The 12,850-nt window shown below is 57.2% G+C and carries 8 protein-coding genes and 4 pseudogenes; 8 read left to right on the top strand and 4 right to left on the bottom strand.

Annotated elements, in window-relative coordinates; translation table 11 throughout:
* Positions 1 to 16: 16 nt before the first annotated feature.
* Positions 17 to 298, bottom strand: coding sequence for a hypothetical protein (locus A6B35_RS31810; protein ID WP_006201096.1), 282 nt, complete (start codon positions 296 to 298; stop codon positions 17 to 19).
* Between the two features lie 451 nt (positions 299 to 749).
* Here A6B35_RS31810 and A6B35_RS31805 point away from each other — a divergent pair, with 451 nt between their 5' ends.
* From A6B35_RS31805 to A6B35_RS31790, 5 genes are all read left to right on the top strand, one after another.
* Positions 750 to 2,003: a methylaspartate ammonia-lyase gene (locus A6B35_RS31805; RefSeq protein ID WP_006201090.1), complete on the top strand. Its 1,254-nt coding sequence runs from the start codon at positions 750 to 752 to the stop codon at positions 2,001 to 2,003.
* A 16-nt stretch (positions 2,004 to 2,019) separates the two neighbouring features.
* The gene (locus A6B35_RS31800; RefSeq protein WP_040582405.1) at positions 2,020 to 3,171 is read left to right on the top strand and encodes a CaiB/BaiF CoA transferase family protein; all 1,152 of its coding nucleotides are present in this window, start codon (positions 2,020 to 2,022) and stop codon (positions 3,169 to 3,171) included.
* 103 nt (positions 3,172 to 3,274) lie between these two features.
* Positions 3,275 to 3,880, top strand: coding sequence for an HpcH/HpaI aldolase/citrate lyase family protein (locus A6B35_RS31795; RefSeq protein WP_244897198.1), 606 nt, complete (start codon positions 3,275 to 3,277; stop codon positions 3,878 to 3,880).
* Positions 3,881 to 4,264: 384 nt separating this feature from the next.
* Complete coding sequence (locus tag A6B35_RS35035) at positions 4,265 to 4,963, top strand: antitoxin Xre/MbcA/ParS-like domain-containing protein (protein ID WP_006205972.1); 699 nt, start codon at positions 4,265 to 4,267, stop codon at positions 4,961 to 4,963.
* A 390-nt stretch (positions 4,964 to 5,353) separates the two neighbouring features.
* Entirely contained in the window at positions 5,354 to 6,451 is a 1,098-nt protein-coding gene (locus A6B35_RS31790) for a porin (RefSeq protein WP_006205973.1), read from the top strand.
* A gap of 666 nt (positions 6,452 to 7,117) precedes the next feature.
* Here A6B35_RS31790 and A6B35_RS31785 read toward each other — a convergent pair.
* A pseudogene (locus A6B35_RS31785) lies at positions 7,118 to 8,110 on the bottom strand (IS110 family RNA-guided transposase).
* 300 nt (positions 8,111 to 8,410) lie between these two features.
* A complete protein-coding gene (locus A6B35_RS31780; protein ID WP_244426113.1) occupies positions 8,411 to 8,860 on the bottom strand; it encodes a GNAT family N-acetyltransferase in 450 nt (149 codons plus the stop codon).
* Between the two features lie 217 nt (positions 8,861 to 9,077).
* On the opposite strand from A6B35_RS31780, the pseudogene A6B35_RS37645 reads away from it, so the two are divergent.
* Positions 9,078 to 9,342, top strand: a pseudogene (locus A6B35_RS37645) (IS630 family transposase); the annotation flags it as partial.
* A 220-nt stretch (positions 9,343 to 9,562) separates the two neighbouring features.
* On the top strand, positions 9,563 to 10,063 hold the full coding sequence (locus A6B35_RS31775) for a GNAT family N-acetyltransferase (protein WP_040584047.1): 501 nt from the start codon (positions 9,563 to 9,565) through the stop codon (positions 10,061 to 10,063).
* 421 nt (positions 10,064 to 10,484) lie between these two features.
* Here A6B35_RS31775 and A6B35_RS31770 read toward each other — a convergent pair.
* Positions 10,485 to 11,471: pseudogene (locus A6B35_RS31770) on the bottom strand (IS110 family RNA-guided transposase).
* Positions 11,472 to 11,666: 195 nt separating this feature from the next.
* Here A6B35_RS31770 and A6B35_RS35030 point away from each other — a divergent pair.
* Positions 11,667 to 12,368 (top strand): annotated as a pseudogene (locus A6B35_RS35030) (IS110 family transposase); the annotation flags it as partial.
* Positions 12,369 to 12,850 lie beyond the last annotated feature (482 nt).

Raw genomic sequence — 12,850 nt, 5'->3', positions numbered from 1 at the left:
GCGAGCGGGCGTCAGCCTATTTTGTACACCTACTTCCAGCCCTTGCGGTGAACGTACCATCGTCAGTGATCTGCGGTTGCAAATATTCTATGAAGTTATTTGAAACGTCTGTTGCAACTTTGGTCATCGTCTGCCCGATAAACCGAAATTCGCCGGGCCGAACGATAACGAAGTTGTCGTCGACGACGTCGCGGATGGTCTTGCGGTTGCGTGGCAGGGTGGATTTGAAGAAGCGCATTGGGCTTCGGCGAAGGCGCGGAATGCTATTGTAGGAATTGTGGGTGACATGCTCGTTCATGCCTCTCCCCAAACGTTCTATGGCGTTGAGGTTGGAGGTGTAGGCGGGGGGGACTGGCAGGAAATACCCTACCCCGCAATCTCAGCCTGTGTGATCCGAATGATGGCCGAGGGCGCATTGCGTCCGATGATACCACTATCATACCGCCGGACCGCTTGTTCCTCGCCTCTGCTGGAACGCTGCAATCGGCGCAAGCGAACCGTTACCGGCAAATGGCATAGTTACGAGACATGCATCATGATCCATGGCCGTGGGAATATGCCCTCTATCGCGCCACTCACCGCGTCCGCGACACGGTCGACTTCTTAACACGCCAGTCATCTGAAAACGCGATGGCACCGTCCGAGACATTATATTGGCGAATCCATCGCCAAGTGGCACATACTTGGCGGGCAACGGATCCAACTACATCCGCCGTCAACGCGGTCCGATAGAAATTGAGCGAGCTGAAGTGCAGATCAAAGATGTCCTCCTCGCGCCCGGCAACGGCGCATTTTTTTATGACGATCAGGCCGCCATTAGATCCGGCGCGACCCAGGACGGCTTCCGCTATGTCGGCGAACCGATAACGCCTGGCTTCACGTCGATTCGCATTCCGGCATCTTCGCTCAGCATCGGGCTCGTCCTTTCCGATGAGACCGTTGTTTGGGGCGACATGATGAACGTCCAGTACTCTGGTGCCGGCGGACGCGATCCTCTGTTCGACGCCAATCAGATGTCAGTTTTCACATCACGCGTGGTCGCGCCCCGGCTTTTTGATGTCGATGTATCTCGGTTTCGTACTTCTTGCGCAAAGGTTTTTGAACCTGTCGAACATCTGCGCTTGCCTCTGGCTGTCGAGTATGGCGTGAGCCAAGCGCTGCTTCGCGCAGCCGCCCACCTACAGCGCAAGACAATGGCGGAGATCATATGCGCGGAGTTCGATCTGCCGCTACCGACGTGCCGCGTCCCAATTTACTGCCAGAGCGGTGACGCTCGCGAAATCAACGTCGACAAGATGATTTTGAAAGCCGTGGATGTACTCCCCCACGGCCTGATCAACTCGCGGCAGAAATTCGGCGTCGACGGCCAGACCTTCATGGAGTTCGTGAAGTGGGTTGCAACGCGTACGCGCCAAATCGGCCGCCCGGGCTATCATCCGATGCTGCATTTCGATGTGTATGGCTGGATTGGCCAGGAAATCGGACTGGAGCCGCAAAGAATCGCCGACTTTATCTGCAAGGTTGCAGATGCCGTCCCGGATTTCACGCTCAACATCGAATCCCCGGCGGATTTTGGTTCGACGGAAGCTCAAATTGAGAACTATGCCAAGATCGTATCGATTTTGGACAACCGGGGTTCCAGCGCGCGCATCGTCGTTGACGAGAGGTGCAACACGCTCGAGGATATTCGGCTCTTTGCCGAAGCCAAGGCCACGCATCTCGTTCAAATCAAGACCCCGGATGTGGGCTCAATTGCCGACACGGCGCGTGCCGTTATTCTCTGCAAGGAGAACCAAGTTGGAGCGTATGTCGGAGGAAGCTGTACCGAGACGGATCTCTCCGCCCAAGCTTCTGTCCACGTATCGGTGGCGACCCAGGCCGACATGATGCTTGCAAAGCCCGGAATGGGTGTCGACGAGGCATTCTCAATTGTTGGGAATGAACAAAACCGGTTGCTGGCGATGCTGAACCGTCGTTGGGCTCAAAACGAAAACCTTGGATGAAAAGCGCGGTGTCGTGATGCGTAGCTGCCTTGAGGGGATCACCGTCGTTGCTGTGGAGCAGGCCGTAGCTGCGCCTTACGCATCGTCTCGCCTTGCGGACGCAGGCGCCCGTGTGATCAAGGTCGAAAGGCCCGAAGGGGACTTTGCCCGAAACTACGACAAGTTGGTGCGGGGACAAAGCGCTTACTTCGTCTGGCTTAATAGGGGTAAGGAGTCGGTCTGTCTGGACCTGAGATCGGTGGCGGACAGCGCCGTGCTGGACACGCTCATTGCCAGTGCTGACGTCTTTATCCAGAATCTGAAGCCGGGCAGTATCGAAAAACTTGGTTTCAGGTCTGCGGATCTCCGTCGACGCTTTCCGCGGCTGATCACCTGCGACATCTCTGGTTTCGGGGAGGGAGGCCCATTTTCGCACCTGAAGGCTTACGATCTGATTGTCCAAGCTGAAACAGGTCTATGCGCAATCACCGGTACCCAACACGGGCCTGCCCGTATTGGGGTTTCGGTTTGCGACATCTCGGCCGGCATGACAGCACATAGCGCCATTCTTCAGGCGCTGTATCACCGCGAGGTCACCGGCGAGGGGGCCAGCATTCAGGTGTCACTGTTCGATGCTGTCGCCGACTGGATGAATGTGCCAGTTCTGCAACACGACTATAGCAGCTACCACACGGTACGCGCGGGCGTGAAACACCCGTCCCTGGCGCCGTATGGCGCCTATCGTTGTGCCGATGGCAAAGACGTCATCTTTTCGGTTCAGAATGACCGCGAATGGGTAAATTTCTGCGAGAAATTCCTTAGGCAGCCGGGGCTCACACGCGCACCTGGTTTTGCCGACAACATGGAGCGCCTCGGTCACCGTGCCCAACTTGATGAGATCATTGAACGGCGGTTTTCCGAACTGTCCTGCCACGAAGCAATGCAGGAGCTTGAGGCGGCCGGTTTGGCATATGGCCGACTTAACGAAGTGGCGGATATTTCAAAACATCCACACATTCGCAGGGTGCAGGTTGGAACACCCGAAGGAACCGTCGAGACGATAGCGCCGGCGGCGATTTTCAACTCGGAGCGCCCTTCGCTGCGCCCAGTTCCGGCTCTTGGCGCTCATACCGAGGCTATTCGGGAAGAGGTTCTGGGGCATTTGCGCGAAAGAGCCACGTCATCGTAAGCGCGCATCTTGTCGGGAAGTTCGGCGCGCTCGCGACGGGCATCGGCTGCCCAGCAAGCTCGCTGCCACCGCCATCGCTAGAATCGACCGCAGAGGCGACTCCATGATCAGGGACACCGTTCCGGCTGTTGAAAGCTCGATGTCTGTACCCCGCTGGAGATCGCTGCTCTTCGTTCCCGCTCACGTTCCGCGCTTTGTGGAGGCGGCTCATGAGCGCGGGGCAGATGGCGTCGTACTCGACCTCGAGGACTCCGTTCCCCAGGATCAAAAGGGTGAGTCACGGCGGCAGCTTTCTGAATCCGTGGCAAAGGTGGGGCGCAAGGGCGCATCTGTTTTGGTCCGCGTGAATCGTGGTTTGCGCGCCTTGGCGGCCGATCTCGATGCAGCCGTAATGGAAGGTGTTGACGCACTTGTTCTTCCGAAGACGGAATCGGCAGAGTGGGTATCAGAGATCGCGAATGCGGTATCGGACCTTGAACGAGAAAGAAATCTTGCGCCGGGACGCATCCGGTTCCTTGCCCAGATCGAGACTCCAGGTGCCTTGCAGAGGCTAGCGGCCATTGCATCGGCGCATCCCAGGATGGTCGCAATGGCGCTTGGTCCTGAAGACTTCAGTGCCGCCGTTGGCGGCGCCCCGGAATTCGACCTTCTCTTCGTTCAATTTATCTCGAAATTAGATGATGTCGATATAAAGACTGCATTTGACTAAGGCGTACACGCGACCGATCCTCTGATGTACGAAGGCGGATTGACATCCGATTGTCATGCAACGTCCAGCGGCCAGAGCAACGCGCTGACACCCTTTTGGCGTCGGCTTTTGGGGTAACCTCATAGACATAACGTTTGGTTGTTAAATGTGATCGCGAAGCTGGTGTGGTCTGCGGTGGTACGCAACACCCGTTGCAGCTACTTTCCAACTCCCATCCAACCCCAGCGCTCGTCGTTGGCGAATTCGGCACGGATCGAGCGCGTTCAATACCTGATTGGCATGGCTCAGAATGGGCCATGCGCCAGTCGTTAGCCGGTTTGATGGAGTTGTCGAGCTTGATCGCGCAGTGAATCAAGCGGACTTTTTCGCGGCAGGGGGCCACACATGACAAAATCATTTGATTCTGGAAATGAGCCTCGCCAGGACGAGCTTTCAAGCTTGATTGCAAAGGAAGTCCAGCGTGTTCTGGCTCAGCACGAGGAGGTAATTAAGGAAAGGACTTCAATCTCGTCGCGGACGGGGCCCGTCAACATCGCTGCCGCCGATTTGCTTTCTGCAACGCCCCAACAAACCATTCATGACGATTTGACCGCCCTGGCGTCTGAATTTGTTCGCAGGCTCGCAGCCGAAACAGTGCGTCGGTCCAATGAAAGCGTCAGTGAGGCAGCTCCGCTCATGGTTCGAACCGAGGGCGCACATGGGCGCGCGGTCCGAAAAGCGCGAGATCAGCAAAGCGATTGCCTGCGCATTGAAGACTGGGCGGGTCAGGTTGCAGGGCCCACATATCTGGAAGAACACTTCCACATACCGCGATCGACATTGCATTGGTGGCAACGGCACAAAGACGTGGTCGCATTGCGGAAAGGCGCGCGCAAGCATGTGTTCCCCTTGGCTCAGTTCATCGACGGCAGGCCTGCGCCGGGGATACGACAAGTGCTCTCCTTGATCGCCAATCCCAGACTGGCATGGCTTTGGCTTACCTCCCCTTCACCGCGGCTTGATGGCCGAATTCCTATAGAAATGCTCAGACAAGACTTGGCTACAGAAGTCATCTTGGCCGCACGAGATTATTCCTCGACATGAAGCCCAACTGACGAAACCAATTGCAAATCAATGCACCGGCAATCGGTTGGTCGCTGTGAGCCTGTGGAAGCCCTATTGAGGTTGCACGCGCCACTAGGGGTGCGTAATGTATCTTTCGATATCGTGCGAAATGTCCAGCCTGTGTTGTTTGTATAGTTTGAACGACTTGTACAATATCTCTTCGATTTTTCGTGACATAATCGCAACTTTTGCTTTATATCTCACTGCCTCGCGCCATATCTATTGCGTTATTCAATTACGCGAATAGCGTCAAGCTGCGAAGAAGCAGCGCGATGCGCATCTTTTTCGATCGTGGGGAATGGGGAGGGGATGCTGTCCTTCAGCAATGACACCCTGGCCCTTTTTTTAATCCTTTGAGTGGAGATCAAAATGAACATCAAGAGCCTTCTTCTCGGCTCCGCTGCGGCCTTAGCTGCGGTCACCGGCGCACGTGCGGCCGATGCCGTCACCGTCGCCGAGCCGGAACCAGCTGAGTACGTCAAGATCTGTGACGTCTATGGCGCCGGCTATTTCTACATCCCTGGCACCGAAACCTGCCTGCGCATCGGTGGCTATGTCCGCTGGGATGCTTCGGCCGGCCAGGAAGGTTCGTTCAACGGCCGCCGTGCTGTCGACCATGAGGACGGCAGCATCAACGACACCTGGTACAAGAGGGGCCGCTTCGCGCTGAAGACCTGGACTGGTCAGGAAACAGAGCTCGGCACCTTGAAGACCTACACTCAAACCAACTTCAACTATACCGACGGCAGTAACAGTAGTACGCTGCCCTATGCCTGGATACAACTCGGTGGGCTGCGTGTCGGTAAAGACGATTCGGCCTTCGATACGTTCATCGGCTACGCCGGCAATGTCATCAACGATACGCTGGTTCCCTATGGCGATTTCGACTCCAACGTCGTGCAGTACTATTTCGACGCCGGCAACGGCTTCTCGGCGGTGGTCTCGCTCGAAGAAGGCTCTGGTACGGTTGGCACGATCGACAGCTACGTTCCGCATGTCGTCGGCGGCGTGAAGTATACGCAGGGCTGGGGCGCCATCACCGGCGTCGTTGCTTATGACAGCAACTACGGAGAGGTGGCCGGCAAGGTTCGCCTAGACGTGACCCCGGTGCAGAACCTGGCACTGTTCGTTTTGGTCGGCTACGGCACGGACGACAACCTCTCTGATCCGACCTATGCAATCCCTGCCGGCGGCCGCGGCTTCTACAAGCAGTGGGGCGGCAACTGGGCAATCTGGGGTGGTGGCACCTACACCATCAACGAAAAGACCTCGTTCAATGCCCAGCTCTCCTATGACGAGGACAAGAACTTCGGCGTTGCAGCGAATATCGCCTACGACATCGTCCCGGGTCTCACGATCACGGCCGAAGTCGACTACATCGACGAAGGCAACTCCAACTGGACTGGTATTCCAGCCGGTGACGATAGTGCGATCGGCGGTATCCTCCGCTTCCAGCGCTCGTTCTGACGGATCGAAGCAATTAAACCAATAGCGCCCGTCGCATACGATTGGGTGCGCTAGACCCGCTCGTCCAGTCGGTGTCGACTTAGGGGGATACCCAAAAGGGTTCACCGGCGGCTCCTTCCAAAGTGCTTAGGTCCGCACCTCCGGGATCGAAGCCTGCCGCCGATGCGAAGGGCGCCCTTGACCAGGGCGCCCTTCATTCTAGAGCGTCGAGCATACTGACTGAATCGAAGGGATTGCCGTCTTGTAGCGACGACCTGCTGTCAGAAAATCTAATATCACGTCGGGGGATGTTGTTGTCTACAGAGCAGTACAGCGGCTTGGGACCTCCACTGTCATTCCTCGTTCTTGATTGCTAGGAAGGCGATCTATGGTCCGCGCCCCATCTGCAAGTGCATTTGAGGTGTTGAACCGCGTGGTCTGCATCAATCTATCCGGCCTGTTCGTGGAGCGTCTTGTCGCTCCTGGCCATGATGGGATCCGCGCGTCCCCGTCCCAGCTAAATAAACCCGGCCTGGGAAACGGCCGCTTCTTCCATCGGCTTCCCGGGAGACGCCGCTTGGCCGTTGGTCCATCATTCCTTTTGTTGCGCTCGCAGACTTCGGTGACCTCCTGACGCGTCTACGTCATCGGTCGGGCCTCATAAAAGGTGCCCTGCGTGAGCATCGCTCACGCAGTGCGGGCCTGCTTGTTCGCCAGGGCGACCGCCGCGACGTTTGCGTGGGTGCGCGCCTTCAGCTGCGTCACCCACAATCCGATGGTGGTCGCCGGATTCTTGAAGAACCTCAGCATGCATCGGGAGCCGTGTATCAGAAGCGATCGGATGTAGGAGTTGCCGCGCTGCTGATGCCGAGCAGTGTCGATCGGCCGCTCGTCGAATACTGTCGAGGGACGAGGCCGAGCCAAGCTGCGAAGTCGCGCCCAGATTTGAACATGCGGCCATCGCCGATCGCAGCAACGATCGCCGTCGCGGTGATCGTACCGATCCCGGGTATCGACGCGAGGCGTCCGCATGTGCATTATCGCGCTCGGCAACGTCACGAAGCCCAAGCCTCGAGTTCCGCCACTTGGTCGTTTATCGCCAACCATTGTTGCTGAAGCAGCGTCAGCAGGCGCTTCATTCCTGGCATGAGGCCTTCGCTGTCGGTTAGAATCTCCGGAAGCTTTCGAGCCAAGACGGCCGGACCCGATGGAACAGTGATACCGCGGTCCTGCAGGAATGACCGGATCTGATTGATCACTCCAGTTCTGCGACTGATGAGGCCGCTTCTGACCCGGTGGTTCGCTTGAAGATCGAGCTGCTCCGGCTCTTCACGGGTACGAATCTCATTGTTGGCCGCTGGACAGCTTCTGCGATTGCCTCGGCGTCGAGATAGTCGTTCTTGTTACCCTTCAGGTATGGCCGCACGAACTTTGCCGACATCAGGCGCGCATCGTGACCAAGTGCAATCAGATCGGGGGCGAGATGATGGCCTCGCACGACGCTTCCACGCCCACGAGCGCGGAATTCATACGTGACATGTACCGAAGCAGGTGGCTCCGATTGAAGCGCTCTCGCTCGACAACTGCTCCTCTGCTGTCTAGGCCAATAAGATGGAACCAGGTCTTACCGACATCGATGCCAATGTAGCGACGTTCATGATCTCCTCCATTTTGCTGCACCGGCCATATAAGCGCGGCGCTGGTGGGGGCGGACCATCCCACTAAATAAGCCGGCCGATGCCTTCGGAGATGAAACAGCTGAAACGGCTCGAGGAGGAGAACATGCGTCAGATAAATATGGTGGCCGATCTGACCCTGGACCGCGAGATGCTGCGCTGCTGCGCTTCCGAAGACCGCGATGCCTTTTTCGTTCTCCGCTCCCGTTTCCCGCCAGGAAATCACGTGGAAAGCTCGAGCCAAGAACGGTCCAGCTTTTGGGGATCAGATCACCCCTTGCTAGACAAGTTCGCTGAGTACGACTCATCGTAATTTCTTCCACAACCATACGTCGTTGTGCCATTCATCGTGGATGCGGACCGCTTCGTGAAGCACCACGACCTGCTGAAAGAACTTTTTAGCACTTTTTATACTCATAGCGTTTCTTTGTCCTACTCGCGAAACAAGTATCCGAAACCCAAGGTTGGTGGCCGTTTCAATCAATTTTTCATGCATCAGCTTGCCAATTCCCCTCCCTCGATGGTTCTCATCAATGTAGCGTGATGTTTCAGCGACATCCGTATATTCAGTTCGCAGGGAAAATTTGCTCAATGAGCACCAGCCGATCACTGTACGATCAATCTCATAGACGAATGCAGGATACGGGTCTCGATGTTCCTTCAACCAGGCGACCCGTTCTTTGTGAGTTTCGGGAGCGATTTGGCTTATAGCAAAGACGCCGGGCTTCATCGCCTGATTGTAGATCTTTGCCATGTCGCCGGCATCGGCATAAGTTGCACGTCGAAACATTAGTCTAACTCGTCTGTTCGTGTTTTAAGCGCTCGTGCCGGTGTTCTAGGTCGTCTGAGGAAGTGTCCCAAATAGTGATTCCCTTTCGGTAGTGCACGTGCGAGTCTGGGAATGCGCACAGGAATATCGTTCACGGTTTTGTCGGCCGCTCGCGCCCATGTCACGGCTGATCCGCCCCCCGGCGTTTGACAGCACTCAGAGCGGCCTGCCGATTAAGAACGGGCGGGTCGGCGCCATGACTCATGACTCCAAGCGGCACGGCACGATTAAACTGTTTGCTGCCCTAGACGTGCTCGACACCACGGTCATCGGCCGCATCATGCAGCGTCACATCCGCCTCCCCAATCATCAACGATCAGCTACCCGACCGGCAAGTCTGTCTAGTGATCCTCGACGATTGCGCCGCCCACAAGCACGCCTCAGTGTCCATAGAGGTCCGCCGATGGTGACTGGGCAACTTGGCAATTGCTCACGCGGATATTGCCGTTAACCTCTAGAAGGCGGATGTCCGCTGTCCGCCCGCTTAGCATGACAAACAAACCACGATCAGATCTGTCCACCCAAGCTACCAACTCTGGTAGGTTGCTGCGCGTGCCGGAGAACGTCACTCTAAAACGGCTATGATTGACCCCAGCCACCATGCCGAATGAGGTCGGAGGACGCCTGATGTCGTACCAAGTGCGCCCGTTGCGAACAGGCGACCTGCCAAGCGTGACAGAGATCTATAACGTCGCATGTCGCGCCAGGGAATCAACAGAAGGAACCCGCCCTTGGAGCATCAATGAAATGAGAGAATTTCTGTTCGAATCGCATCCGTCACTTGAGTCCTACACGTGCGTGGACAAGGGCGCCGTGGTCGGCTGGACAGCATTCACTCCGTTCCGCGTCAAAGAAGATGCTGACCAGACAGCCGAGATGTCGCTCTATGTTCAAGAGGCGTTTCGTCGCAAGGGAATTGGGACGGCTCTTGCCAAAACCCTTTTGAACCGCGCGGCTATACTTGATCTGCACTGCATTTTCGCTATCGTTTTTAAGGATATGCCCAATGTCATATCCTTCGCAGAAAGGAAATGTGGATTTTCAGTCGCCGGCTGCCTTTCAGAGCTCTTTTCTGACCGTGGAAAGCATTACGACCTCTTGGTTCTTGAAAGGCCCATAGAAGGGTGAACCATTGCCTGGATGGTCATTCGGCGTCGTAACGCTCGCTCTCGCGATCACGAGGAAGCGCGCTTGCTTTCAGAACTGCGTGAATCTGTTGTGAGGCGGGCCCCGAGCTGAACTATTATGCGCGCCGTTTCGGACTCGCATGGGCCAAGAAGGCACGAATCTGAATCCATGTGACCTGATGGTGTTGTCTAATCGCCGCTGTGACGTCAAGCATGTAATTGCGTCGAGACGACGCTGCCGGGTGCATGGTTGTCTTCGCGGTCACATCAGTCGCCGCATGATGGAGCTCCGCGGACGAGCCTTCAATGTGGACGACGCACTTTGCTGAGACAGCGGTGCAACCCCATCAGCGGAATGGCTCGGCTCACGTCCCAGCAGGGACGTCTCAGGCGCTCAGATCCTGAACGCTATTCGCAAGATTTCATGCTGTGGCGCCTGCATTTCGATCAAAGAACTCACCGGTCTTGAGCATCGAATGCATAATCACCGCCAGTTTGCGCGCCACAGCCACGGCAGCTCGTTGGAAGCCAACCCTCTCCCGGAGCTTGAGGCCCCATGTCCGCAGGGTGCTCTCGATTGAGCTACGCGTCAGAATAGCCGACGCCGCTTCGTAGAGAAGAAATGTCGATCGCCGCGTCGGGATATATGGCCGTCATAATCGACTTCTCCCGATTGATAGCGGCGAGTTGTCAGGCCGATCCAAGCGGGAACAGAGCGGGACTTCTTGAAGTTGCCCGGATCTTCAATGGCAGTAGCGAAAGACGTTGCGGTAATGGCGCCGATGCCGGGGATCGACATCAGTATGCGGCATGCTTGGCTCGGCGGCACGGATGCGCATGCCGCGCCAGGCTTCCAACATCGGCAGCACGATAAGAGCGAGTTCCTTGTGATCGATAAGAAGGCCCCGAACGTTCTTCTCGAATGTAGTTCCCTTACTGGCGGGAACGAGCAAGCCGAACGTTTTCATGATCCCTCGGATCTGGTTGGAAAGCTCGACGGTGATCCGAACCAGCCTGGTGCGTGCTGCCACGAGCGTGCGGGTCAACATACTGTCGTCGAAGCCTTTCACGCGCACCTTGCGAAAGAACCCTGCTTCAGCAAGACGCGCCAAACCATCGGCGTCATTTGCATCCGTCTTGTTCGCCGCCATATCGAGAGCGGCTTTGGCATGGCGCGCATCGATGCAGATGGCTGGCAATCCCTCGGCGCGCAGCGCATGATAGAATCAAACTGACAGCGGGCCGGTTTCGAACACGACGCGCTTTGCGGCCGGCGCCCGCTTGCGGACAAGCTCGGCAATGATCCTGGGATCAGATGCGCACTTCCCGCGCCAGATCCGTTCGCCTTCACGGCGGATCGACACTGCCGTCTCTTTCATCGACACGTCGAGACCGATATGTTCTTCCATGGCTGTTCTCCGTTGATGCTGGGCCCGGCGTCCAGTCGTGAGCCCGTATTTCATCTTATCGGGGAACAGCCACCCTCCAAGGCTATGATCGGCTCCAGGGCGCGTCGCTCCCGCGATTACCCCATGTGGACGGCCTCCGCTCCCGGCATCGAGGTGCCATAGTGGCTGTCACAAGTCACATAAGGGAGAGCCGTAATGGAGAAAGTTACCGCAGTTGGTCTGGATATTGCGAAGCAGGTCTTTCAGGTTCACGGCATCGAAGCTGGCGGCGGGGTCGTCGTTCGTCGAAAGTTACGGCGCGGTGATGTCGTCGGAGTTTTCGAGGCGTTGCCCTCCTGCCTGATCGGTATTGAGGCTTGTGCGACCGGGCCCGCGTTCTCATGCGGCTGGGTCATGAGGTTCGGTTGATACCGGCTTCCTATGTCAAACCATACGTAAAGCGGCAGAAGAACGATGCGACAGATGCAGAGGCGATCTGCGAGGCGGTGACGCGGCCGTCGATGCGCTTCGTTCCGGTGAAGAGCGAGGAGCAGCAGAGCGTGCTGATGCTGCATCGGGTCCGAGAGCTTCTCGGTCCGGCCACCGCTTGCCCGAGTTGCGCTTATTCCCCTGGTCGAGCAGCTACGAGCGGCGCATGAGAAGGTCATTGACCTGGATCGTCGGATCCACGCCTGGCACCGCTCGAATGAACTTAGCCGGCGCCTAGAGACAGCCGCCAGCGCGATCGCCGCGACGGTGACAGACGCGTCACTGTTCAGATCCGGCAGACAGTTGGCGGCGTGGCTCGGTCTTGTGCCGCGGTAGAACTCGTCAGGCGGCAAGGACCGTTTCGGCCGGATCAGTAAGCAGGGCGATCCTCATATCCGTCGACTGCTTGTCGTTGGCGCCCATGCCGTCCTCAGGTTCAGCCACGGGGTAGCTCAACCGAGAGCACCCTGCGGACATGAGGCTCGAACTCCGGGAGAAGATCGGCTTCAAAGGAACTCCGTGGCTGTCGCGCGGCGAGCTCTTTGATCCGAATGCAGGAGCCACAACGGACCGTGCAGCTCAGGAAGCTGACCACAGAGACCGAGACAGTGCGGCGGCTGCAGACCAAGTTGGCCCGCTTACCGCGCTGGAGGTTGAAGCATTCGTACCCGACATGGCCAGCTTCAAACGCGGCCGGACTTGGCGGCTTGGCTGGGCCATGTCCCACGGCAGCAGTCCTTGAGAGGTAAGGAACGCCTCCGGCGGGTTTCGAAGGAGGGACAAGCCGACATTCGCCATCATCGGGGCCATGTCACGTCTGAACTGGCTCGGTCGCAGATTGATCTCAAGGGATCTCGGCTGGCGCATATACTGACGAGTAAGCCGCGAATGCCGTGGCGATCGCCTTGACG

The organism is Mesorhizobium amorphae CCNWGS0123 (assembly GCF_001686985.1).
Classification (GTDB): Bacteria; Pseudomonadota; Alphaproteobacteria; order Rhizobiales; family Rhizobiaceae; genus Mesorhizobium; species Mesorhizobium amorphae.
This window is presented reverse-complemented; position numbering and strand designations above follow the sequence as displayed.